General features: G+C 43.5%; 23 protein-coding genes. 9 read left to right on the top strand and 14 right to left on the bottom strand.

What is annotated here, in order from left to right:
* Positions 1 to 30: 30 nt before the first annotated feature.
* Positions 31 to 156, top strand: a complete 126-nt coding sequence (locus NSQ66_RS03975; RefSeq protein WP_051491363.1) for a DUF4023 domain-containing protein — start codon at positions 31 to 33, stop codon at positions 154 to 156.
* Positions 157 to 254: 98 nt separating this feature from the next.
* On the opposite strand, the gene NSQ66_RS03970 is transcribed toward NSQ66_RS03975, so the two are convergent.
* Together NSQ66_RS03970 and NSQ66_RS03965 are read right to left on the bottom strand one after the other, a co-directional pair.
* Positions 255 to 959 (bottom strand): hypothetical protein, encoded by a 705-nt coding sequence (locus tag NSQ66_RS03970; RefSeq protein WP_036684919.1) that lies wholly within the window; start codon positions 957 to 959, stop codon positions 255 to 257.
* Between the two features lie 186 nt (positions 960 to 1,145).
* Positions 1,146 to 1,667 (bottom strand): GNAT family N-acetyltransferase, encoded by a 522-nt coding sequence (locus tag NSQ66_RS03965; protein ID WP_036684918.1) that lies wholly within the window; start codon positions 1,665 to 1,667, stop codon positions 1,146 to 1,148.
* Positions 1,668 to 1,836: 169 nt separating this feature from the next.
* Between NSQ66_RS03965 and NSQ66_RS03960 the strand changes: the two genes are divergently transcribed.
* On the top strand, positions 1,837 to 3,432 hold the full coding sequence (locus tag NSQ66_RS03960) for an AMP-binding protein (protein ID WP_036684916.1): 1,596 nt from the start codon (positions 1,837 to 1,839) through the stop codon (positions 3,430 to 3,432).
* Between the two features lie 88 nt (positions 3,433 to 3,520).
* Here NSQ66_RS03960 and NSQ66_RS03955 read toward each other — a convergent pair whose 3' ends face one another.
* Positions 3,521 to 4,099 carry an SMI1/KNR4 family protein gene (locus NSQ66_RS03955; RefSeq protein WP_076098672.1) on the bottom strand — a complete coding sequence of 193 codons (579 nt, stop codon included), beginning with the start codon at positions 4,097 to 4,099 and terminating at the stop codon, positions 3,521 to 3,523.
* Positions 4,100 to 4,110: 11 nt separating this feature from the next.
* Positions 4,111 to 4,548: a HEAT repeat domain-containing protein gene (locus tag NSQ66_RS03950; protein WP_036684913.1), complete on the bottom strand. Its 438-nt coding sequence runs from the start codon at positions 4,546 to 4,548 to the stop codon at positions 4,111 to 4,113.
* Positions 4,549 to 4,775: 227 nt separating this feature from the next.
* On the opposite strand from NSQ66_RS03950, the gene NSQ66_RS03945 reads away from it, so the two are divergent.
* Genes NSQ66_RS03945 through NSQ66_RS03935 form a run of 3 tightly spaced genes read left to right on the top strand, consistent with a single transcriptional unit; the run spans position 4,776 to position 7,828 of the window.
* Positions 4,776 to 5,276 (top strand): DUF4358 domain-containing protein, encoded by a 501-nt coding sequence (locus tag NSQ66_RS03945; RefSeq protein WP_036684911.1) that lies wholly within the window; start codon positions 4,776 to 4,778, stop codon positions 5,274 to 5,276.
* A gap of 6 nt (positions 5,277 to 5,282) precedes the next feature.
* Complete coding sequence (locus tag NSQ66_RS03940; protein WP_036684909.1) at positions 5,283 to 6,668, top strand: MBOAT family O-acyltransferase; 1,386 nt, start codon at positions 5,283 to 5,285, stop codon at positions 6,666 to 6,668.
* Positions 6,669 to 6,688: 20 nt separating this feature from the next.
* A complete protein-coding gene (locus tag NSQ66_RS03935; RefSeq protein ID WP_076142145.1) occupies positions 6,689 to 7,828 on the top strand; it encodes a DHHW family protein in 1,140 nt (379 codons plus the stop codon).
* A 193-nt stretch (positions 7,829 to 8,021) separates the two neighbouring features.
* Here the strand turns inward: NSQ66_RS03935 and NSQ66_RS03930 are convergent, their stop codons facing one another.
* The 7 genes from NSQ66_RS03930 to NSQ66_RS03900 form a co-directional block, all read right to left on the bottom strand.
* Entirely contained in the window at positions 8,022 to 9,431 is a 1,410-nt protein-coding gene (locus tag NSQ66_RS03930; RefSeq protein WP_081390173.1) for a HAMP domain-containing sensor histidine kinase, read from the bottom strand.
* Positions 9,415 to 10,062 (bottom strand): response regulator transcription factor, encoded by a 648-nt coding sequence (locus tag NSQ66_RS03925; protein WP_076142146.1) that lies wholly within the window; start codon positions 10,060 to 10,062, stop codon positions 9,415 to 9,417. Before NSQ66_RS03925 ends, NSQ66_RS03930 begins: the two co-directional genes overlap by 17 nt.
* Positions 10,063 to 10,148: 86 nt before the next feature.
* Positions 10,149 to 11,420 carry a cellulase family glycosylhydrolase gene (locus tag NSQ66_RS03920; protein WP_052096780.1) on the bottom strand — a complete coding sequence of 424 codons (1,272 nt, stop codon included), beginning with the start codon at positions 11,418 to 11,420 and terminating at the stop codon, positions 10,149 to 10,151.
* 136 nt (positions 11,421 to 11,556) lie between these two features.
* Positions 11,557 to 12,492 (bottom strand): catalase family peroxidase, encoded by a 936-nt coding sequence (locus tag NSQ66_RS03915; RefSeq protein ID WP_038568789.1) that lies wholly within the window; start codon positions 12,490 to 12,492, stop codon positions 11,557 to 11,559.
* Between the two features lie 64 nt (positions 12,493 to 12,556).
* Entirely contained in the window at positions 12,557 to 13,051 is a 495-nt protein-coding gene (locus NSQ66_RS03910; protein ID WP_052096778.1) for a hypothetical protein, read from the bottom strand.
* On the bottom strand, positions 13,045 to 14,418 hold the full coding sequence (locus tag NSQ66_RS03905; protein ID WP_081386542.1) for a Dyp-type peroxidase: 1,374 nt from the start codon (positions 14,416 to 14,418) through the stop codon (positions 13,045 to 13,047). The genes NSQ66_RS03910 and NSQ66_RS03905 overlap by 7 nt, the downstream gene beginning before the upstream one ends.
* Before the next feature lie 240 nt (positions 14,419 to 14,658).
* Positions 14,659 to 15,213 (bottom strand): hypothetical protein, encoded by a 555-nt coding sequence (locus tag NSQ66_RS03900; protein WP_076142147.1) that lies wholly within the window; start codon positions 15,211 to 15,213, stop codon positions 14,659 to 14,661.
* Between the two features lie 184 nt (positions 15,214 to 15,397).
* Here NSQ66_RS03900 and NSQ66_RS03895 point away from each other — a divergent pair, with 184 nt between their 5' ends.
* Positions 15,398 to 15,841: a hypothetical protein gene (locus NSQ66_RS03895; protein WP_036684901.1), complete on the top strand. Its 444-nt coding sequence runs from the start codon at positions 15,398 to 15,400 to the stop codon at positions 15,839 to 15,841.
* An 80-nt stretch (positions 15,842 to 15,921) separates the two neighbouring features.
* Here the strand turns inward: NSQ66_RS03895 and gshAB are convergent, their stop codons facing one another.
* Genes gshAB through NSQ66_RS03880 form a run of 3 tightly spaced genes read right to left on the bottom strand, consistent with a single transcriptional unit; the run spans position 15,922 to position 20,065 of the window.
* A complete protein-coding gene (gene gshAB, locus NSQ66_RS03890; protein ID WP_076142148.1) occupies positions 15,922 to 18,252 on the bottom strand; it encodes a bifunctional glutamate--cysteine ligase GshA/glutathione synthetase GshB in 2,331 nt (776 codons plus the stop codon).
* Between the two features lie 19 nt (positions 18,253 to 18,271).
* A complete protein-coding gene (locus NSQ66_RS03885; RefSeq protein WP_249267769.1) occupies positions 18,272 to 19,645 on the bottom strand; it encodes an MATE family efflux transporter in 1,374 nt (457 codons plus the stop codon).
* A 48-nt stretch (positions 19,646 to 19,693) separates the two neighbouring features.
* Positions 19,694 to 20,065: a MerR family transcriptional regulator gene (locus NSQ66_RS03880; protein WP_218640741.1), complete on the bottom strand. Its 372-nt coding sequence runs from the start codon at positions 20,063 to 20,065 to the stop codon at positions 19,694 to 19,696.
* A gap of 64 nt (positions 20,066 to 20,129) precedes the next feature.
* On the opposite strand from NSQ66_RS03880, the gene NSQ66_RS03875 reads away from it, so the two are divergent.
* The 3 genes from NSQ66_RS03875 (at position 20,130) to NSQ66_RS03865 (ending at position 22,953) form a co-directional block, all read left to right on the top strand.
* Complete coding sequence (locus NSQ66_RS03875) at positions 20,130 to 20,438, top strand: hypothetical protein (RefSeq protein ID WP_076098680.1); 309 nt, start codon at positions 20,130 to 20,132, stop codon at positions 20,436 to 20,438.
* A 259-nt stretch (positions 20,439 to 20,697) separates the two neighbouring features.
* Positions 20,698 to 21,609, top strand: coding sequence for a winged helix-turn-helix domain-containing protein (locus tag NSQ66_RS03870; protein WP_036684895.1), 912 nt, complete (start codon positions 20,698 to 20,700; stop codon positions 21,607 to 21,609).
* A 69-nt stretch (positions 21,610 to 21,678) separates the two neighbouring features.
* Entirely contained in the window at positions 21,679 to 22,953 is a 1,275-nt protein-coding gene (locus tag NSQ66_RS03865) for an MFS transporter (protein ID WP_076142149.1), read from the top strand.
* Positions 22,954 to 23,133: the final 180 nt, after the last annotated feature.

The following is a 23,133-nucleotide window of genomic DNA, read 5'->3' as shown; positions in this document are numbered from 1 at the left end:
ACGGCAAGGTTATGATCAAGGAGGACAAACATGGACGATACTCAAGCTTTTGTAGACAAAGTACACGACACCCAGAAGAAAGCAGAAAAGAACAAACAGAATCACGGTAAAGGAACACCAAGCCAAAAGCTGCCTAATAAACAGCACAGTAAATAGAACACGCCTCCACGAAAACAAAAAAAGCAGCAAGCCCTCCCGGATCGGAGTGACTTGCTGCTTTACTTTTTGTAAATTGAGCTTTGCTTTTAAAGGAGTTATTTACTCCATTTCACCACATTCACGGCTACCTTCTCTAATTGCGCCTTGCTCAAAGCCTTGTCTGGAGAACTAATCGTCACAAAACGATCATCCAGTTTATAGGTCAAAAACAATGAATCGCTGGTAGGGCTGTACCACTTAGCTTCTGTACCATTGGAAAGCTTTATGGTATCGCCTTTGTAATCATAGGAGTAGTCACGTGGAGAAACGTTCACCCTCATATGGTTGAACAAAAAGTACACTCCATCTTCAGAGCTAGCTGCCTTTTGATAAGCGTCTCCACTCACCATTTGTGCTGGTGCATAAACCGTTTTAAACCCATCGAAATTTGCAAAAGCTTTAGAAATTTGTTCTTTTTGAGCGTTGCTGTACTGTACTGGTGTTAATGTATCTTTATCCGGCACCACAGTTCCAGTACCCAGAATGACCTGATTCGCTGCCGCATCAAAAGTCACTGGCACCTTCAACACATCAGCCAAGGCACGTACAGGAAGATAGGTTGTATTGTTATAAGTAATCGGAGCTAATGTGTTACCTTTATTATCAACAGGCGTATAAGCTGCACCATTCACTTTAAATCCAATGCTGTGATTAAGATATGCGGTGATTTTTTGCAGCTTAGTTCCCGCGTACACACCAGCTGAACCTGTGATTGCCATCCCAAATACCATCGTTGCTATAATGAACTTTTTACTTTTCATATGTTATGCCTCCTTAGAAGATCAATCTCGGTTTTTACTTTAGCTCAAGTTTTGAAAGAATATGTCTCTAAGTTGTATTTAACTTGTACCCAATTTGTAAAGAAACTATTCATCTGGAGCTCTGGTTTGTATAAAAAAAACAGCAACCCGCTTATCCCATAAGGATTTAACGGATTGCTGAGAGCTTTAACCTTGATACGGAGTTGTAACCTTATACACTTCTGAATATAAAATTTCTCTATAAAGTTGGAATTCTTCTTCATCAACAGGGTTAGGGTAAGTCATAATTAAGAGTGGTAAGTCTTCATTTCCTTCACGCAAAGGAGGCTGCACATAATCGTAAGGATTCAAATGAAAGCCCAGCCGCTCATAAAAGCCAATTCTCCGCTGCTCCATTTCACCCAGTGGCCGCTCAACTTCCAAAAGGACAGGCTTGTTAGATAGACTGATGTATTCAGTCATCAGCTTTTTGCCAATTCCTCCGCCTCTAATGCTTGGGTCGACTGCTATATGTTCTACAAAACGAAAGCCGGGAAACTCCCAGCAGGCCATAAAAGCAACAATTTTACCCTCAGAGTTCATCTCGGTAATGAGACGATAATCTGGAACGTCCAATAACTCCTGTTGTCCCTCAAAGGTTCTGATCTCAGAAGTAGGAAATGAGGCTTCCATAATAGCGAATATTTCATCAAAAGTTGTGTGATTCATAACATAAGTTCTCACTTTCTGGATTTGTGGTCTATTATAAGTATACCTTACACATATTATCTTAACCCGAAATTCATTAAGAACTCAAGGTACTAGTACCTGGTACTAGGATAACGTGATATACTAAATAGAACAGTTATACACATCTTGTTTGATATAGGAGAGGTTCATATTGGATAATCAGCAATGGATCGCACCTGAGTTCTACAATCTCACTTCGGAAATGGAAAGCCATGCTCCTGAGAAGATTGCGCTTAAGTGGTTAAATGAGCAAGGAGATTATGAGGAAATTACTTACGGTGAATTACGCAAACAAGCTAACCGGCTGGCCGGAGGACTTGCGAAGCTTGGGCTGCAACAAGGGGATCGTGTTCTTGTTATGGTTCCACGCCGCATCATCGCTTATGTCATCTATTTAGCTTGTCTGAAACAAGGACTTGCCATCATTCCATCCTCAGAAATGCTGCGTGCCAAAGATTTATCCTACCGCCTGCGCCATTCTGAAGCCAGAGCGGTTATTGCTTGGTCCGAAGTAACCGGGGAAGTTAATAAAATCTCAGAGGATCTTCCTGCTCTCGATTACCGTCTTTCCGTATCTGGCAGCTCAGACGAACTCGGTGAAGGCTGGCTGGATCTAGAAAGTCTGATGGTTGGACAACCAGATACCTTCACAGCAGTCGCAAGCCGCCGGGATGATATGGCTATTCTCGCCTACACCTCAGGTACTACCGGCAACCCTAAAGCGGTCGTTCATAGTCATGGCTGGGGTTATGCTCACTTGCGGATCACCTCACCTCAATGGCTGGATATTCAAGGATCTGACACCGTCTGGGCAACAGCAGCTCCCGGCTGGCAAAAGTGGATCTGGAGTCCCTTCTTAACCGTTCTTGGCAACGGAGCTACAGGTTTTGTATATAGTGGATCCTTTCATCCCAAAAAATATTTGCAGCTATTGCAGGATCACAAAATTCAAGTATTATGCTGCACCCCAACGGAATATCGTCTAATGGCTAAAACAGAAGACTTAGGTCGTTACGACTTGTCTACCCTGCGTTGTGCAGTATCTGCCGGAGAGCCATTAAATCAAGAGGTCATTAACACCTTTCAGCGTGAATTCGATATCACAATCCGTGATGGGTACGGCCAGACGGAAAGCACCCTAATTATCGGAACACTCAAAGATACTCCAATACGCATTGGTTCTATGGGTAAATCAATCGCACCCGGCTTAGTCGAGGTTGTGGACGAAGACGGCAAGCCACTACCTGCTGGAGTGGTTGGTGATATTGCCGTACATTTGAGTATGCCAGCCCTGTTCCACACTTATTACAAAGATCCCGGTAGAAAAGAAAGCTCCACACACGGCGAATTCTTCATAACCGGCGACCGGGCAAAAAAAGATGAAGATGGTTATTTCTGGTTCGAGGGCCGTGGGGATGACATTATCATTAGCTCAGGTTACACTATCGGTCCTTTCGAGGTAGAAGAAGCATTGATGAAGCATGCCTCCGTTAAGGAATGTGCGGTCGTAGCCAGTCCAGACGAGATCCGTGGGCACATTGTTAAAGCATTTATCGTGCTCAAGGATGAGATTGTTGGTTCACCAGAGCTTGTAAAAGAGCTGCAATCCCATGTTAAAGAGTGGACAGCCCCTTATAAATATCCGCGCAAAATCGAGTTTATTCAGGATCTTCCGAAAACGACCTCCGGTAAAATACGGCGAGTAGAGCTTCGTGAGCAAGAGAACCAAGCTGCGCAGGAATAAACATAGCCATGGAATTCACCTTATTAAAAAATAAAGAGCAGCTAGTCCATAAATGGACTGCTGCTCTTGTTTATTTGGCATCAGGTCGTTACTCGGACCAATATTTCGCATCCGGGTTCAGCGCCGCGCCAACTTCGCCTTCTAATACTAAATCGCAATCGAGGTAGCCCTCTTCATCCAGGAAATAAACCTCCTGCTTGTAGAACTCGCATAAGGTCTCCAAGAATTTATCGGGCGAATCATACATCACGATTAAATCGCCGAAATCATGGAGCAGGTCACATACCTGTTCCACACCATCGGCAGACTTATAATAACAAATGAAATCACTGCCATAGTTCGTTAAGATAGGCAAGATAACTCCATCAGGATGTTGACCTTTTTCCTCCAATATCCCAGCTAATACCTTCATCTCCTCTTCATATTCATCCATATGAATCAGGCGGTACCCTGGAATAAATTCGATAAGGCTTGGTTCCTCTTCCTCACTGCTTGTCCCTGAGACAGTGCTATAAATAGCTTTCAGCAGTTCAGGAGTCTCCGGCAAAACTGCCGTAATCTTTGCTTCGTTACCGCCCTTGCCCAAGCTGGCAATATAATCAGGGCGTAATTCTGCGGACAGCTTAAGGTATTCTTGAAATTGTTCTGTCAATTTATTGGTGTGCATATTGTCATCCTTTACTTATTCGCAGAAGTCCACATCTTCATCAGCCACGTATCGAAGTCAGCGCCTTTTTCACCTTCATAAGCGTCGTACACGTCAACTCTCATCTTCTTCAGCTTCTCTTTGAAGTCCTCGTAAGAATGATCTCTTGGCAGGCTCTTTTTAATTCTCAGCAGGATCTTGGATACGCCTTTAACTAGTTCAGGCTTGTTCTTCGATGGCACCTTAACGTCTTCACCAAAAGCCTTCAGCTTAAGGTAAGCAGCTTCTTGAACTGTATATACAGGATCGCTCTCCATTAAACGCGTCAGGATATCGATAATTTGTTTGTGGTTGGTCTGTCCCAGCTCTTCAACTGCTTCTAGACGTGCTCTCCAATCCGCAGAGCGGTTGGCAGCTTTCTTTAATTCCTCATAATTCTCCGGTAGTTCATTGTTCAGTTCTTCGATCATTCCGTTCAATCCCCTTCTATTAAAAACTATCTATCTTACAGTAACAGTATAACCAACCATTGCGCAAGCTAAGAGAGGAAGATCTTTGCATGAATTCATGTGAATATCATATTTCCGCAAAAATATGGGTAAAGTATCCGAAGTAAGTATCCAGCGCAACATTCTATCGACTATATACGTTAGTAACTAGAGAAATTCAGACAATACATCAAGGAGAGTGACCTAAGTTGAAAAAGCATACCTTCATGCTAGCGTTAACCATTGTACTAAGTGTGGTGCTTGGCGCCTGTTCCAGCAACAACAGTAACAATGGAGCTGCCATTGAAACGAATCTAACTGCAAAAGAAATGGTCGATCAAATGCTGAGCAAAGTTGAGCAGCCATCATTAATGGAGCTTGATGCGGCTACTGTCGAACAGCTATATCATCTCAACCCAGAATTGCTTGAAGATTATAGCATTAGAATGCCTATGATGAATGTGAAAACTAACGAAATCGCCGTTCTGAAAGTTAAAGATGTAAAAGATATGACCACTGTTGAGGATGCCATTAAAGCGCGTGCAACAGATGTTCAAAAACAATTCGAAACCTATCTGCCTGATCAATACGAAAATGCCAAGAACTATAAACTTATTAAAAAGGGTAACTATTTCCTGTTCGTTATTGCTGATCCTGCGGATCAAGATAAACTCGTAGCAGACTTCGATACTTACTTCACAGAAAAATAAATAACCATGGTATTCAGCAGCCTACTTTTCCTATTCCTATTCCTGCCGGCTGTCCTAGCGCTCTATTATGTTTCGCCCTGGCGAATCAAAAACCTCATATTGTTTTTAAGCAGCCTGGTTTTTTATGCTTGGGGCGAACCTGTCTACATTGTAATCATGTTGCTGTCCACCATTACAGATTACAGCTTTGGTCTACTGCTCAGCAGACCAAAGCTGACTGCGGTGCAGCGCAAGTGGATTGTGGTTAGTTCTGTCATTATTAATCTAGGCTTATTGTCGTATTTTAAATACGCAGATTTTCTCATCCAAAATATAAATGGACTCCTCGGTACACATATTCCTTTAACGGATTTACCTTTACCTATTGGGATTTCATTTTATACTTTTCAATCCATGTCCTATATTATTGACGTCTATAGAGGAACTTCGAAAGCACAACGCAATTGGATTGATTTCGGTACATTCGTAGCGCTGTTTCCACAGTTAGTAGCAGGTCCGATTGTTCAATATAACACCATTGCCGGGCAACTACGTGAACGTTCGGTCGATATCCCCATGTTCGCAGAAGGTGTACGGAGATTCATAATCGGATTAGCCAAAAAAGTACTGCTCGCCAACAACATCGGTCTGCTCTGGCACACCATATCCAGCTCCAACCTAGATTCCCTGCCTGCTTTAACCGCTTGGCTTGGGATTATTGCGTTTGCTTTTCAGATCTATTTTGACTTCAGCGGGTATTCGGATATGGCTATTGGTCTCGGTCTCATGTTCGGCTTCCGCTTTAACGAGAACTTCAACAAACCTTATATCTCTCAGAGTATTACTGACTTCTGGCGGAGATGGCATATTTCCCTTAGCAGTTGGTTTCGTGACTATGTCTACATCCCGCTTGGAGGCAACCGCCGGGGGTTAGGCGTTCAAGTGCGCAACATCCTCATCGTATGGCTGCTCACGGGTATCTGGCACGGGGCAAGCTGGAATTTTCTGCTCTGGGGATTATACTTCGGGGTCATTCTTATCTTTGAAAAATGGTGGGGATTAAAGCTATTAAGCCACCTCCCCCGTTGGACAAGACATTTATATGCTGTAGTACTTATACTCATCGGATGGGTCTTATTCGCTTTTGAAGAACTTCCTCTGGTCATTGGCTACTTACAAGCGATGCTTGGCTTTAATGGACAGCCGTTATGGAATAATACCACTTTATACTTCACTTACACGAACGCGATTCTACTCGTGGTGTTAACCTTTGCCTCTACACCTGTGAAGCTCTCCAAGCGGATGGATTCTAGATCGGTTCCTGCTCTTGTTTGGTATGGCGTGTTATTTTTCCTATCTGTAGCCTACTTAGTAGATGCAACCTTTAATCCATTTTTATATTTCCGATTCTAACCATTAGGGGGTGATTGTTTATGAAGCTGAAGACGGATCGAATCCTGGTTGGGGGATTTGCTGCAACGTTATTTCTGGTCGCTATCCTTTTTTTCTTACTGCCTGTTCAGCGTTTCTCTGAGCTTGAGAACCGGTATTTGCAAAAGGCACCCCATCTGACATGGGACAATTTATTATCCCACACCTATGCGGAAGAGGCCGAAAGCTTTGTAACCGATCATTTTCCATTTCGGGCCAAATGGGTATGGGTGAAATCGGCGGTGGAACAGATGAGGCTGCAGCAAGAGAATAACGGAATCTATAAGGGAAAAGACGGCTATCTTTTCGAAAAATTTGCAGCACCTGATTACACTAAAGTTCAGCAATATGCAGCAGCTGTGAAACGCTTCGCCGATAACAATCCTGATGCAAACACCACTTTCTTATTGGCACCTACATCGGTTGGCTTGTACAAGGAACGTCTACCCTGGTTAGCTCCTGTCTACTCGCAAGCTGAGGTGAATCAAACAATAGCTAAGGATGTAGGAGATAGCCTTACTTTTATAAATGGATTTGATGTTCTTAGCCCACATGCCGCAGAACCCATTTACTATCGGACCGACCATCACTGGACAACCTACGGTGCCTACTTAGCTTATGTAGCCTATGCTCAAAGCATGGGCTGGCAGCCTCTGTCCCGGAGCGAATACCAGATTCAGACTGTGAGTAATTCATTTCTCGGGAGCTATCATACCCGGGGGCAATTTATCGGGGTCACACCTGACTCCATTCAAATGTACAAACCTAATCATGAGGTATCCACCCAAATGTACATTCAAGATACCGGTGAGACTTTAACAAGTATGTATGACCCAAGTTATCTGGCGAAAAAAGATAAGTACTCTTATTTCTTAGGGGGCGTACATGCGCTCATGAAAATTACCAGCCAGCTTGATCCAACAACGGTCAAACAGGAAAAGCTGCTCGTCATCAAAGACTCCTATGCACATAGCGTTATTCCTTTCCTGACTCAGCATGTGCCTGAAATCCATGTGATCGATATCCGTTATTATAATGGAAACATCAGTGATTATATGGCTCAAAATGACATCAAGGATGTCTTGCTGCTTTTTAATACGGCTACTTTTATTGATAATGCGGCGCTTTTGAAGCTTAATTAATGATATTGCGATGGATGCGGTGAAAAGACCTTTAATATGGTGTTGTGCGTAACTGCGGGAATGTTGGACTTTCGGTCGCTGTTGTCTCCAGATGTTTTTGATTTTACCGCTATCAGCGGATAACATCCGGAGACAGCTTATGCTTCCGATGCGAGCTTTCCTTCGGAAAGCTTTCAGGCGAACGCTAACGCTCCTACAGTTCCAAAATTCCCTCCTTAACTTCAAACCAAATACTAAAACTAATATACGAGTCCTCTAATCTGGACTCGTATTTCAGATCGTTTTTAGCAAGTATCTCCGCGACGATGGACAGGCCAAGTCCAGTACCGGAGATTTCTTTATTTCGAGACTCTTCAATTACATAGAATGGGTCCCAGATATACGCTAAATGCTCCGTTTTCAGGCGAGTGGTTTTATTGGAGATCGTAAATTTTAATGTACGCGTAGTGTCACTCCGTAGTTTTATTTCAAAAAAATCCTCTTCACCATACTTAATGGCATTACTAATTAAGTTGTTGAATACTATCTCGATTTGGCTGATATCTTCTTCAACGATAGAGGATTCAAGCGAATGAAAGTCGCTCATTAAGGTTATGTTTTTATTTTTTAACGTAATATTATATTGTGAGATCACTTTTAGCAGAAGCTCTTTAAGATCAAAAGGCTCTTTATGCACTTCTGACTTCTGGATCTTGGACAATTTAATTAAATAATCCACCATATCCGACGTATACTTCACTTGCTCCAAAATGATATCCGTATACGTGCCATCATCCAGACCGTCCTGAATGCCAATCGTATATGCTTGGATTAAGGATAATGGTGTTTTCACTTCATGCGAAATGCTTGAGATAAGGGTATTTAAACTTTGATTTTTCTCCTCCAATTTGGCATGGGTGCTCTTTAGACGCTGACTCATCTGATTGATGCTTTTCGAGAGCTCTTCGATTTCATCCCCCGTTTGAATCGTCACTTGTTTAAAATCGAGATTGGATATATCCTTTGCGACATCCTGCAATTGTTCTAACGGTGTAATGATCTTTTTTGAAAAATAAGCCACTAACAGCAAACTGATAATAATCCCCAATAGAATGGAGTAAAAGCTGAATTGATTTACGAGGGTCAAGGCATCTGTATTGTGCACAACCACAGTTCCGATGAGGATCAGACTGCTATCCTGCTCGTATATTTTCGTTAACAGACTCGATTTCAATTTGCCCTGATTAAATAAAAGATTAACCGTGTTGCCTTGTCTTACTTTTTGTAATACCTCATCTGTGATCCAAAATTTATTAAGTGCCACCTTATCTTTAAACAACGCAAATTGAATATTTTCATTAATTTCTGCTGTACTTCCACTGTTTTCAACCCTAACAATCGTTACGTTATTATTGTTCTCGATCCTGCTTTCATTTTCCATGAGTTGATCCAAACGGAGATCCTTTACTTCGTCATAAATGGTGTTGATCTTGGTTTTCATTTTGTATAGGTAATAATCTGCTGAGAAATAGTTGTGCAGGAAATAAGACGTACCAAAAACAATCAGCAAAATAATGCTCACCATGATCAATAACTTCGTACTTATTTTATGAATTTTTATCATGGAAGCTGTACCCCATTCCCCTATGCGTGATCACGTGGTCGGCCCCAATCTTATCGCGCAGCCTCTTAATATGCGTATCTACCGTTCTTTCTTCGCCCAGATAATCCATTCCCCAAACCGCAGACAATAAGGCATCTCTGGATAAAATACGCCCTTTATGCTCGTACAGGAAGGTTAGCAATTCAAATTCTTTTTTATATAACGCCAGTTCGGCCCCATTCTTGTACACTTTCTTCCGCTCAAAATCGATTTCTAAATCCCTAATCGCAGCCACTTTTTCGGTGCCTAGCATTTTTTTAATTCTAAGCATCAAAATCCGTGGGTCGAATGGTTTTCTTATATATTCATCTGCCCCTATATCCAAGGCACTGAATTCATCATCATGGGAAGACCTTGCGGTCAGCATTACAACTTTAGCCAAACTGACCTTCTTGATTTCATTACAGACCTCAAGACCGCTTCGCTTAGGCATCATCCAATCCAGCACCACAAGATCGATCCTATTCGAAAAAAAGAGCTCAAGCGCCTCCTCACCATCCGCAGCTGTCCAAACGTTATAGCCTTCTTTTTCAAAATAAGTCTTCAATATAGTGATCATATGTTTCTCATCATCCGCAATTAAGATATTCAAAGTTTAGATTCTCCTTGCTGTAGTTATCAGAAGAAAAAGGCGAAATCCTTTACAGGTTTCACCTTTTCATATATTTTCATGCTACGCTATTGCAACTTCTCTAGTCCCTTCGTCAGTACGTTCCATATCGGGTTATCGACTGTCTTTCGATCAGGCTGTTCACCCTTCTCTATCGCTTCCCAATACTCCCAGGTTGGAGGCTCAATGCCAAGTTCATAATCCATGCCATCCCAAGTATCCTCCCGGAACGCATAAAACGCCCAGTGCCAGCCGTAATCATCAAAAATCGAGATTAAATCAGCCAAGTATTGATCTGCACCTTTTACAAGCCGGTTCGTGCCAAATTCTTCAGCGACAATACGATTAGCAGGGATGTTATTCTTTTCTGCCCACTGTGCGATAGGTTCTAGAAAATCCTTTAAAGCTTTCTTATTAAATGCTTTTTCCGTCTTCTCCTCACCCACTTTAACCGTTCCAGGATATTCATAGGTTAAGCCTTTTTTCTTATTTTGGCTGGTGAGTTCGTAAGGTTCATACATATGAAAAGCATATAATACATTTGCATCATCGATGGGTTTCAAATATTTAAAGGCCCATGGCGTGGCATACAGACCTGAATTAACGATAATAGGGGTTTCCGTATCTACGGTTCGAATCGCTGTCACAATAGTCTCATATAAAAGATTCAAATCCGCCGGAGTATTCTCCACTGAGCTATACCACTCGTTGTAATCCTCTGTCCAGAAATCATTAAATCCAGTAGCTTGTTCAGGATGTGGCTCATTAATAAGATTATAGCCGACCACTGCAGGATGATCTTTTAATCTTTCCGCAAGATCCTTCCAAAACGTTGCCGCTTGTTCATGATAACTGAAATCCTTCCAGATTCGATCATCATTTGTATAATCATTAAACTGTCGCCACCGATCTCCGGGCAGACTAAGGACTGTCAGCACTACTTTTGAACCCCGCGCCTCGGCTGCATCCAAGTCTGCCTTTAACGCTGTGAAATCGTCCTCAACAAGCCCCTCGTATTTATCTGCATTCCCTATTAAAAAGTCTTTGTCTGGATTGGCATCCGGTTGATCGTTAAACAGGAAATCACTATCTTTTGCCCATTTATCTGGCGCAAGTCGAATGAACTCTATATTATTTTCTTTCGCCGCATCATAATTTTCGGGTATAGATTTGGAGTTCATAAAATTTGTTCCTTTTCGCTGTTGATCCCAGAAAACGATCTTCTCATTGACCTCTTTCTTTACCTCCTTATCCGGTTCAAGATTTGCTTGTGGTGTTGCTGCACTGCATCCTACAACTGCCAACAAAATCAATACGATAAACCCTTTAAACTTCTTCATTCTCTCACCTCGTAACCTATCGTAGCCAATCTCTGTTACAAGAGTGTCACAAGGCATACCTAAAAAGACTGCCCTAAGGATGTCGGCAGACATTTTAGGACAGCCCGATCATATTAATAGAATATAAAATAAATGCTTACTGATTAGTACTTCGACGGGAATGTGACTCCGCATAGGCATCATGACGGAAGTTCAGAATAGGATCTTCTGAGCATTCAATGCCGGCAGGTACAACCGTCGGATCAAAAACGTACTCTTGAGCCTTCTCGTCTGCCACGCCGGTGATCGACAAATGTCCGACGACAATCCGTTCCCGGTCTTCGGGCCAAGCAGACGTCGGGTCATCCGTAGGATCTCCCTCCTGTCCGAGAATTACTGTCAATTGAAACGTCACAGGACCTTTGGACAGTCTCTCGATTAGTTCATCCTCCAAATAATCGGGAGATCGATTCTCCACCTCTTCCTTGACCAGAAAGTGCAGACCCGCTTCCGGTTCCCACTCATATTTAATAGCCCGCCGCTCGCCAGCAGCATTGATGAAGTAATAGGCATGAATGGAATGATAACGATTGGTTGCAAAACTGAGTGGCGATTGCAGCATTTTCACGGCTTGAAGCCCAGCCCGGCTTTCCGAATACTTCTCCATGACCGCTTTGAATTTGTCTGCAATGGTCGCTCCCTCAAACGAATTTTCTTTAATTGTACGTAAGATATTAATAAAGGATTGCGGTGTTTTGGCAAAAAAGATCGGTAATGTAATTGTCACCAAACTTGTCACGCCCCCATCAGGCAATACAAACTGAACCGCCATTCCTTTTGCAGGCGAAAAAACATCAGGGATGGACGGATTAGTCGAGCTATTGGAGAAGCGTACGAGAGCTTGCACCTCATGATTTTGCAAATGTGCCGCTGTTGTCAAAGGACCCGCTTGGCCGTTAGGGGTGAACACCGCCTGGTAGACAACACCTTTGGCGTGCGCGCGTCGATAACCCGGATATTTGCCTGCTACCTCCTCAATGGAGTTTACTGCTTCTTCTGCGAGTTCAGACGACACTGATTTATTATTGTTCATTTTCGTTCACCTCTTTGTAATTTATCAGGAAGGAAAAGGGGACAAGGCCCCCTTTTCTAGTTTTTCAGCTTTGTGATGCGTCAAGTAGGTCGTTCCAGGCCTTCGTAATTCGCTGTCCACGCCAAATATCTCTGACCGTGGCATCGGGATAAGCACTGTACCAGCCAGATGCAGTGATCTGATGGTTGGCGATGAAATCTTTCGCTTCCGAAGATTCAATTCCCGGAAAATCCTTCACTTCATTAAACATGTTATTCAACAACTCTGGAATTTCAGTTCCAAAATCATCAATATAACTATCCCAGTCGCCATCATAAGCCGTCGCGAACAACAGCCGCGTGTCGTTATCAAAGATTACGAAGCGCATGTCGTGAACGGTCGCGATCTTCGCCATCGTTTCGGCTTGTCTCGATGCGCTTTTTTTCAGCTTCTCACGGAGACGATCCGCCCCACCATCTTTAAGCGGCGCAATGATGGTAAGCTCAGATATTTCACCTTCCCGCAGGCCGGCACGTCCAGCGCTTGTAATCGGATTAGTCTGATCTTGTCCTTCTAACATGTTAATTCCTCCTTAGATATATGTTGATCCAACTCTGCCATCCACCGTAATGCAGTCATGCTGGGAACAAAGAAATACTCCCCGCCTTTGGTGATTGAAAAACTTGGAATTTCTTTCATCCGGTGGCGAATAGGTTTGTCCGGAATGGTAAACATCCCTTCCCCCTCATTCTTACCGGTAATAGGGTCTTTCTCGGTTGACATACCCGCGAAATTGCCTCCATTTAACCAATCGGTCTTGATAAACTCGAATTGGCGGGACAATGAGCTGCATATACCTGCAAAAATAAGGCCTCTATCCTGACCATCATCCTCCATTACACCTTTTGGCAGTATAGGGCCATACATCGTTGACCGCCGGAGCAACCGGTGGATGTTCACATTAACAACCGAACCCTGCAAGCTGTCACGGGGAAATGCACGACGGATATGCGAGCTTACCGGACATTTCAACCCTTTATGATCATCCCCGTACGTAAATGCGTTCCGTCGGCTGACATCTTCGCCCAGTGCCGGGTCATCTGCTTCAGGAGCCAGACTTAAAGGGGCTCCGCTCGGCCATCTTCCTACCATTTTAGCGGCCAAAAGTTCTTCCTCTTCCCGATTATCCGCATGCTCCCGCAAATAACGACGGAAAGCCGCGACCCTCATATGCAATTTGCGGAAACTGAGGTAACTTCCATTGTGGCCAAGTTCTGCCGGCTGTGGTCCCTGTGTTATGGTGCCAGATTCATTTAAATGCCCGAACAGGAATTCACCGGCTTTAATCTCCGCTTCCTGCCCCACCGCGTTGAGTACATGGTTTCCTTCGATTCTCGGATTGCTGATTCCATCCATGAAGCCCAGATGAGTACGTCCGTCAGGATTCATTCCGACATCCAGCTGGTAAACGACGGATACACCATTCAGTTCACAGTGGATTCGACGGGCTGCTTCTTCTGCTTGAAGCAGCGCTTCTTTGGTGGGCGCGAACAGAGCAAGCGCCACATCGACTTTGTCAGTACCCAGCGGGTCTTCCCAGTGCTCCGGGCTGCTTTCGTTTACATCCCCTAGCTTAGCTGCCCGGGCAGCCATACCCTCCCGGAACTCCAGGTCGAAGCTGTTGAGCGACTCCTGAGGAATCCCCAGCTTCTGGAGTCCTTGATAAGTAAAACCAACGTTGACCCAAGCACCTTCGTGAGGATTACTCCACTGTCCGGCCGACGTCACTTCGTCGAGAAGCCGCTTCAGCATCACTTTCCCGTCCTGTTGATGATCGATGGACAGCAATATATAGGTCCCAACGTAAGGGGTAGGGCGTTCTTGTAAGACGATTCCTTGAATGTCATCATAATTCAGTTCTTCCGTTTCTGTACCTATGACGTTCACTCCTCCCTCGTCTTAAAGTTGTCTTCATAATATTAAAAACGGGTATTCTCTCATCCATCTCTCGATCTAATTAAACTTAGCTCTAAATGGTTAATCAGGTTAACAGTCCTCCCCAACTAGACAATAACGGTGCATTGTCTAAAAAATAGACACATCGTTAGATTTGTCTAAAATCGAGACAAAAAAAGAGATATTCCAAAACCGGACCGGCTTTAGAACATCTCTTATCTTCGACTAACCTCACAAATCATATTCATAGTTATCAAACTTGCCATCTGAGGCGAAGACATATTCACAGATGTTCTCACCCCATCTAGCTATAACACTAAAGACGCGACCCGAAGTGGGAATATCACTGGTGGATGCTGGGGGGGTCACAAATTCATATTTCCCTTCGACGAGTGTTACAGGAACTTCTACAATTGGAAGCTGCGATTCATCAAAGCTCTCAGTTAGATAGGCCATCTTTACTGTGACTTCACTCGGTGCGTAATCTCCAAAGTCGACCTGCATTTTCTCCCCTGGTTTCAAGCGATGCAGACCCGTTAGAAGCGTAGGTTCACTATGCCAAGCCGTATAGTAAAAGGAAGCCCGATCATAGTCCGCTCCATTCCAGCTCGTCTTTAGAATGACATAGTTCTCTATAGCATCTGTACTATTCTCATGTGTAATGATAAGGGGCGACGGTTCAGCAGGACTTTTGAAAGAGCTCTCGGATTTACTCATTATTCCTCCGCGTTCCCCAAGCACCACCGCACCAATGATAACCACTGCCAACAGCATTAATGAAATCAATAATATCCTTTTAGACTTATTCCTATGTTTGATAATAGCTCCCGCCTTTCCTTAAACTTCTAACCCTTCTTTCATTTAACACTTGATCATCAAGCCATGCAAGTAGGTAGCTGATGAATTACATAGCAAATCCAAGAGTTAACTCTCCTTCTATCATATTCTATTTCTAGGAGGTGAATATAATATGACCATTCAGTTTGTAGATTTAAGACTATCCAACCAAGCTGCTTCGGATGCTACACCAGCAGTTATTCCACTAGCAGCGACCCCCCTTGTTTTTGGGGATATTGGTATTCAGACCGCAGGCGTGTCGGCTGAGAATCAAGGCAATGTCCGCGTACTTTTGACCGGATTTCTAAAAGTAGAAAACAATCCTCTTTTCAATACCAATACCGTTAATGTTCGCAGAAACGGAACGATCATTTTCACCACGACATTTGGGGTTGCGATCAGCAGAGAAAATGAAGCTTTCGGTTTTACAGCAGTAGATATCCCACCACCAGCGGCTGTCGCAACAGGTCAAATTCAGTATACAGCGGAGATCTTCACCAATGCAGCCGCAACAGATCCCTTTAATAATGTCCAAGCCAGAAACTTTAGTGGCGTTGCAGCTGCGGGTAACTCCTAACATGAACATGTAGTGGGTGAGGGAGCGAATTGCCCCTTTAAAAACAGAAGCTCAACCAAAGGTACTGGTTGAGCTTCTGTTTATTCCCCAAATAATAGATCCAGAATCCGTTCATCCGCCTTTCGGTTCTTCCCTTTATAAGGATAACAATGAATATGAATCGCTGGATTAAAGTTAATCTCAATAACGCTATAGTTGGTATCATTGGCTTCTTCCTTGATGTCATCAATCATCATATCCACTCCACAAAAAGTGGCGCCCGCAGCTTTAGCCGCTTGAATCGCCAGAGCCTTATAACTATCTGGGATCTCATCCGTAAAATCCAGGCTGTCACCACCCGTGCTAATATTAGAGTTCTCCCGAAGATAGATGACTTCGTTTAATGGAGGAATATCACTCCAAGCCTGAGCGTGGTTGTTCAAGAACATCGCTTCTGCTTCACCGATCTGAATTTTCTCAAGTGGTGTCTTGTACCCGCGGCCTCTTAATGGATCCTTATTCTTCTCGTGCACCAGTTGTTCAATCGTATGTACACCATCTCCAATCACATTCGCAGGAACCCGGTGCAATACTCCGACTACTTCATCACCCATGACAAGAAAACGATATTCTTTTCCCGTCATGAACTCCTCTAGTAGCACAGTTCGATCAAATTCGAAGGCGATTTCGAAAGCTTTTTGATAATCTTCTTTAGAGAAGTCGTCTGTAAAAATAGTAATGCCGAGTCCAAAATTGGTTGATTTGGGCTTAATCACAATAGCCTTGTTACGGTAAGTGCCATGCGCATTCATTGCCTCTTCCAGATTTCGAAAAGCTTCTCCTGCGGGAACCCGAATGCCTTGCTGTTTAAGAACTTCTTTCGTAACGATCTTATTTTCCATGATTAATACCGTACTGTAAGAATCAAGGGAGGTCTTCGTTGCTTGCTTAACATATTCTTTATGATCACCTTGCGTAAGCACTACAAAGTTCTCTTCCCGATCGATCAATTGAAACTTAATGCCACGTTTAACCGCTGCCTTCAAAAGAAGCTGTGTAGATAGCTCCAGATCCTCATATCCCACAAAACGGTAACCATTCGCAAGACTTTCCTTAGCACATTGTTTAGCTTTATTCAGATGGTATTGTACAAAAGAGGATTGTTGAACTTCCGACTTCACAATAGCTGCAAAACTCCGGTCTGGCTCTACAATTTTATTCTTAGCTCCATGCAATACGTTCAAAAACACTTCATTTTCCGGGTTCAACAGTTGGATCATATCCTGCATCTCATGAATACAAGTTAATGCCTGCTGCTCCATTGTTGTACATGAATCCCCGTAATCATGCAAACATCCCTTTATCCCTTCCATGATTAGTTGATCATGATTAAGATTCGCCATCTTCTGATCCTCTACTCCGAACGGTTCGTCCTCCTTCAGCAGCATATACAAGATAAATAGATGAATGAAAATCATCGTTTCTTTGCCGATTCCTATTTTGTAGAGTGGATTCAGATCAATAAACCGAAGCTCCAAATAAGCTATCCCATCTTGCATCAGTTCCTCTAAAGGATGTTTGCCTCTTGCTGTCTTCACTCTAACCGGACTATAAAACTCTTTTACACTTAATAATTCTTCCGATTCGATCAAAGCTTGTAAATCATGAACATAATCCTTTAACGAAGCAAAAGATACATAAAGAGGCTTTTCATTTCGATACCCACATTCGCTATTCCGAAGTGAATTCATATTCTGATAATAAAAGCTTTTGTCGTCATCTGATTCCCCGCGAGCTACACATTGTTCCATATAAGTCTTATCAAAAACAGGGCTGGCGCCTGTTAAATAGATAAGAAGCCAACGGTACCGCAATAGGTTGCGGGCTATTTTTAAGTAGGTAGCGTCTTTGAATTCTTTAAAGCTCACCTGCGGATCTGCTATGTCATGAAGCTGTCTCAGAAATTGTTCATCAAAAGAGAAATTGTAATGGATTCCGCTCAGCAATTGTCTTTTGCGACCGTATTTGTCTGCTAGCTGATGTCTGTATTCATCCTCAATCGGATTACCCATCTTGGCAATGGGGATGTCCTGATCATTCGGTAGCCTCGGAGGATTACTACTTGGCCACAGATATTCTTCCTTGAGCTCAAGCGACACAATATCCTGCAGCGCCTCCAGAAAGTTATAAGTTTCATCAATAGAATCAAAAGAAGGGGTGACCATTTCAATTTGACTCTCTGAGAAGTCGGTTTGAATATACGGGTTCTCCATTTTGTTGCCAAAAGCTTTAGGATGTGGTGTCAGCGCAAGTCTTCCCTCTGGATCCACTCTGACATTTTCTTTTTCCAGTCCAAATTCGCCGTGAAAAAGCTCCTTATTCAAATGGTTATCCCTCAGAAGCTGTATGAGTTTACGATTTAATAAAGCCATTTCAACGATCATCCTTTGCTTAGTAGTTTACCTGCTGTTTGTTCATTTTGAATAAAGATCTTCTAAACCAGAACACAAGAATAACTCCTTTAAACACACTGCTTAGAGCAATCGACATCCACACCCCACTCAAGCCAAAAGGTCCGGATAAGATCAAGGCTAGTGGAATTCGCAGTGCTGTAAATGTAATACTAAAGATCGGCGGGATATGGGTTTGGCCAATACCGTTAAAAGCACCTACTGTCATCAATTCCATACACATGAATAATTGTGAGTAACCAATGATGCGCATATAATTAGTGCCTAATTCCAGGCTTGTCTGATCTGATAAAAATAAGGAAAATAGCTGCTGCGGGAACGCGATAAATATAAGCGATATGATCACGCCAAAGATGGAGGTTAAGATCAAAGCCTTACGATAGCCCTGCCCAATACGGTCCAATCGGCGTGCTCCATAATTTTGACCAAAAAAGGCAGCAATAGCTCCCTGTAGTCCTCCAATTGTCATATAAGAAATAGATTCAATTTGAATCCCTACTTTTTGCACCGCAATCGCATCCGCCCCAAAACGTACAATGATCTTAGCAATGACGATCGATATGAGCGTAAAGGTGACCCGTTGGATTGTGATCGGAAGTCCCATACGGATTACTTCTTTCATTTGACGACTGTCCCATGCTGATGTGTTCGAAATGATTTCTGACTTTCTTGTCTTTATGATAAAAAGAGCCGTAACTAAGATGTTCGCTGTCAATGTTGCCGTGGCTGCCCCCGCTACTCCCCAACCTTCAAAACTGCCCCAGCCAAAAATTAAAAATGGATCAAGAACAATATTAACCATAAGACCAATGGAGAAGATCTGAAACGGTTGTTTACTATTTCCCATCGAGTTTAAGAGTGTGGCAAACAAAGTATTTACGATGGAAAATACCGTCCCGAAGATCGAAATCATTAAAAATTGCCGTGCCATCCGTTCAACTTCATCACTTCCAAGATCAAAAAAACCAATCAACCGATTGTTGGTCAACAGAACTAAACTCATATAGAGAAATCCTAATAAAATAGACATCATAAACCCGTTTTTCATATAAGATTTAGCCTTCTCTATCTGGCCAGATCCCATACAAAACGCAACCTTAATCCCTGTACCGATCGTAATCATAGTCGACAATGCAATCGCTAGATTAATGAAAAAACTCGCCGTGCCAATCGCGGCAACAGGACCACTTCCTAATCTTCCAACCCAAATCATATCGACGAGGCCATAAGTTGTGGAAATGAAATTCGTCGCAATAATGGGAAGCGTTAATTTCATTAAGGTAGGCATAATAGGACCCTGAGTCAAATCATTCATGCCCTTCAATTCCTTCAAATCTAATAACACCTTCTTCATCTGATTTTCAGATTTATTATATAACCAAACACTTATATAATCAATTGATTATATTTCAGCAATCTGTTGGACCAGCCTTTCAAGCATCCGTATCCGATTACGGAGTTCCAATTCTTCTTGTCTCAATCCGTCCAGCTGAAGATTCAGAGAATCACCTACTTCCTTAATCAACTCGGCATGGCCACACCCATAACTCCTTTTCAATTTAAAAATAGACTGGATATCCCTTAGTATAACTCCATAACTTTTCAACTCTTGAATGACAAAATAATCTGCCAGATGCTGCTCTGTATATATCCGTTTACCATCTGGTCCCTTGGACATAATCAAGTCCAGATCCTCATAATGTCTGATGGTGTCTTTCGTAGTTCCTGTTAGGGCTATAAATTCACCGATTCGCAAAAGTACAACCTCCTCCATACAAATATAAATTGACACGGGGTTAACCCCGCAACGTTTAATTTTATTAATGGGGGTGCATCAAATGATAGGTTCAAGCCTTATAATCTTGTATGGAATGGTTAGTGTGCTTGGGGCAGTGGGGATTCTAATTAAGGGCTCCGCTAAATCTGCTGTGGGTTATATTTATTTGTTTTTGCTTTCTCATATTACGTTAGTCGTCATCACCCTTTATGCCTTATGTAAACCGCTTAACTTCATTTGGTTTATTATCGGTTTTCTCACCTGTCTTATCTCCCGCTGGCTCAACGGTAAGTTTGTCTTCGGTTGGAATAACTGGCTTCATTACTTTATTGTTGCGCTGATCTTTACTGTGGGCTACTTCTTAACCTAGTCTCTTCATTATGAGCCTGAAGACAGAAAGTGGAACTCCTAAAAAGTATATAAATTGTGTAGACATCAAAAGACAGTTCCTAGTGCACAAAATGTGCCTACCGGAACTGTCTTTTTTCGTAATTAAAATTTCTTTTGTTTTTCAGTCGAATGGCTATTGAAAACGAATTTTAGTTCGTTTACAATAAAACCAATAATAAGTTCTATAATTATAGAACAAATAAATGTTTCAGCAACTTACTCAAAGAATGGAGAAGCTCATGGAATATAAAGTAGAAGTCGATTTTGCCCCCATGTATGAATGTGTGAACAGTATGACTGCTTTTCTAAGCAAGCAGAACCATACTGCTATGGATTCCGGTAAGCTCTGGGTACGTGAAGTCCAAGCAAGATTTGCCCCGATGTTGCTTCGTAAAATGCAAGAGGTCGTTAAAAAACTTGATGATTTCAGTTTGGCTCCCTACATTTGGTCTTCACCGGGCGAGCGTTCTGTAGACGGCTTTTTGAATTGGTTCGATGGTTTATCTTCGGGTGAACTGTATGAAATATCTGGACGTTTCGGCCAATCGGTTCCCTCTAATCTTTCTGAGCTAAGGGACACTGCCTCTGACATCCTGCGCGAATGGAACGCGGGTTACTTCAATGGAATCGACCCTAATATCCTCAAGGGGCTTGAACAGGAAGCCGAGTCAAGACGAACGACACTGAATGGGAACAATGATATGGAAGTCTTTGAAGCAGCAACCGACGGAATGCGCCTCTATCCAACCGAACGTCTGAAGCAGGTCATTATCATTCCGCAATATCATGCCCGCCCACTGGTCACCACCTCTATGTTTGATGAATTCGTGTTCACTAGCTACTCTTGTGATGTTCTCCCTCCGGAAGCTGGCCGGCCTGCTCCAGCACTGCTTCGACTTACCCGGGCACTCTCGGATGAGACGCGGCTGTATATCCTTCGTTTGCTTACAGGCAAGCAGTTGAATTTCACGGAAATCGTGCGGGAAGTCGGACTTTCTAAAAGTACAATCCACTACCATCTGATCGCGTTGCGCGCAGCAGGTCTGGTCATTGTCCATACCAACGTTAAAAGCACATCGTACAGCCTGCGATTGGAAGCCTTAAATGGGCTACCGCAGCAGATTGGGTCGTATCTAGAGAGTCAAGCATAAACGCCTTAAGCGTCCATATAAGGACGGTAAGCGTATATGCGAGAAATATAAGAAAGGAGTGAACAGGCTATGATAAAACGCAGCTATTATGGTTTACTCTCAACCATAACTTTAAGTGCTTTTGGGGATGCTTTTGGCTTGTTGGCTATGGAATGGCTCGTCTATGAATTGACGGGTTCCAAGCTAGCGATGGGAGCACTCGCGCTCAGCTCCGGCATACCTGAGCTGCTGCTGCGCTTGCTGGGCTCGCCGCTGTCCGACCGACTCCACCGGGTACGCTTTATGGCCTGCTTGGCAGCCATTCGCCTGCTGGCTATAGCATTGCCGCTTGGCATGGGTCTGGCTGGCCAACTGCAGCTGTGGCATCTGTTTGTCGCCGCTGGTCTCAGCGGGGCCTGCGCCGCCCTGTTCATGCCAACAGCCATGGCTGTTATTCCCGGCGTTGCCGATAGCGGGAAGCTGGTGCGGGCTTTTGCTATCATCGATGGCAGCAAAAGTGCAGCCGTCTTGCTGGGCCCCGCCCTGGCTGGGGCGTTGACCGCTGCCAGTGGAGCGCTGCCAGCCCTTAGCATCAACATGTTATGTTATGTTGCGGCCATCACTACCTTGCTGTGCCTGCAGAAGCTACCCAAGCCCTCTCCAGCTCCAGGCCGTTTCTCCATTACCGTCTATGTTCGCGAAATAGCTGAGGGTTTTATCTTCTATAAACAATTCCCCGCTATGCTTACGATAATGATGATGGCCTCTATTAGTAATCTAAGCTCAATTGCCGTCTGGACCATGATGGTTCCTTTTGTACGCGAAGTGCTCCACCGTGATGCGGCGACGATGGGCACACTTAGTACAGTTTTCGCACTTGGAACCTTAGTCGGACTAAGCATCATTTCCATGATAGGGGAAATTAAAAAGAGGCGGCTTGTCATGCTCGGCAGTCTGGGGACCATCGGTTTAGTAACAACATTATGGGGGTTATTTCCTAGTTTTTCTTTTGCCCTTGCCGCCGTATTCGCCACCGGAACGATAGCTCCCTTCTTCGGCTCCTTAAGCTCTTCACTCCATGGACGTCTGGTTCCGGGTAATCTGCAAGGAAGAGTCAACTCCATCCGTTTTTTAATCGGTGGCGGCTTGCAGCCTTTTGGTGCTTTTGCCGGCGCCGCGATTGCTGAACTCTATGGCGTGCCTGCGCTTTTTGTCATCGCCGGATTGCTTCCACTGCTCTGTGCCATCGCTGCCTTGCTGCTCCCCGGACTCAAAACACTGGACGGCGACCTCTCCACACTTGAAGCCACTCATCGGCGCCCCGTGGTGGAATGTTCATCGCAAAGTGTTGTAACTGAGCGATAGATGGTAATAGGCTTAAAAAATTCATTTTAATTATTTATGATGAAATGAATAAAAAAAAGAGATGCTTATAAGCATCTCTTTTTTTGACTAAACAGTTAACCTTTGTCTCGGATAACTCGCCGTCACGCACGATTATTTTATGTATAGATAATAACATATATTCTAAAATTAATAAAGAAA

The sequence above is a fragment of the Paenibacillus sp. FSL H3-0329 genome (genome assembly GCF_037963285.1).
Classification (GTDB): Bacteria; Bacillota; Bacilli; order Paenibacillales; family Paenibacillaceae; genus Paenibacillus_AQ; species Paenibacillus_AQ odorifer.
The sequence above is the reverse complement of the archived record's forward strand: the minus strand, read 5'-3'. Positions and strand labels throughout refer to the sequence as shown.

Coding starts and splice junctions, on each gene's coding strand:
- NSQ66_RS03975 (WP_051491363.1), top strand. CDS start 31: ATGGACGATACTCAAGCTTTTGTAGACAAAGTACACGACACCCAGAAG.
- NSQ66_RS03970 (WP_036684919.1), bottom strand. CDS start 959: ATGAAAAGTAAAAAGTTCATTATAGCAACGATGGTATTTGGGATGGCA.
- NSQ66_RS03965 (WP_036684918.1), bottom strand. CDS start 1,667: ATGAATCACACAACTTTTGATGAAATATTCGCTATTATGGAAGCCTCA.
- NSQ66_RS03955 (WP_076098672.1), bottom strand. CDS start 4,099: ATGCACACCAATAAATTGACAGAACAATTTCAAGAATACCTTAAGCTG.
- NSQ66_RS03950 (WP_036684913.1), bottom strand. CDS start 4,548: ATGATCGAAGAACTGAACAATGAACTACCGGAGAATTATGAGGAATTA.
- NSQ66_RS03940 (WP_036684909.1), top strand. CDS start 5,283: ATGGTATTCAGCAGCCTACTTTTCCTATTCCTATTCCTGCCGGCTGTC.
- NSQ66_RS03935 (WP_076142145.1), top strand. CDS start 6,689: ATGAAGCTGAAGACGGATCGAATCCTGGTTGGGGGATTTGCTGCAACG.
- NSQ66_RS03930 (WP_081390173.1), bottom strand. CDS start 9,431: ATGATAAAAATTCATAAAATAAGTACGAAGTTATTGATCATGGTGAGC.
- NSQ66_RS03920 (WP_052096780.1), bottom strand. CDS start 11,420: ATGAAGAAGTTTAAAGGGTTTATCGTATTGATTTTGTTGGCAGTTGTA.
- NSQ66_RS03915 (WP_038568789.1), bottom strand. CDS start 12,492: ATGAACAATAATAAATCAGTGTCGTCTGAACTCGCAGAAGAAGCAGTA.
- NSQ66_RS03910 (WP_052096778.1), bottom strand. CDS start 13,051: ATGTTAGAAGGACAAGATCAGACTAATCCGATTACAAGCGCTGGACGT.
- NSQ66_RS03895 (WP_036684901.1), top strand. CDS start 15,398: ATGACCATTCAGTTTGTAGATTTAAGACTATCCAACCAAGCTGCTTCG.
- gshAB (WP_076142148.1), bottom strand. CDS start 18,252: ATGGCTTTATTAAATCGTAAACTCATACAGCTTCTGAGGGATAACCAT.
- NSQ66_RS03885 (WP_249267769.1), bottom strand. CDS start 19,645: ATGAAGAAGGTGTTATTAGATTTGAAGGAATTGAAGGGCATGAATGAT.
- NSQ66_RS03880 (WP_218640741.1), bottom strand. CDS start 20,065: ATGGAGGAGGTTGTACTTTTGCGAATCGGTGAATTTATAGCCCTAACA.
- NSQ66_RS03875 (WP_076098680.1), top strand. CDS start 20,130: ATGATAGGTTCAAGCCTTATAATCTTGTATGGAATGGTTAGTGTGCTT.
- NSQ66_RS03870 (WP_036684895.1), top strand. CDS start 20,698: ATGGAATATAAAGTAGAAGTCGATTTTGCCCCCATGTATGAATGTGTG.
- NSQ66_RS03865 (WP_076142149.1), top strand. CDS start 21,679: ATGATAAAACGCAGCTATTATGGTTTACTCTCAACCATAACTTTAAGT.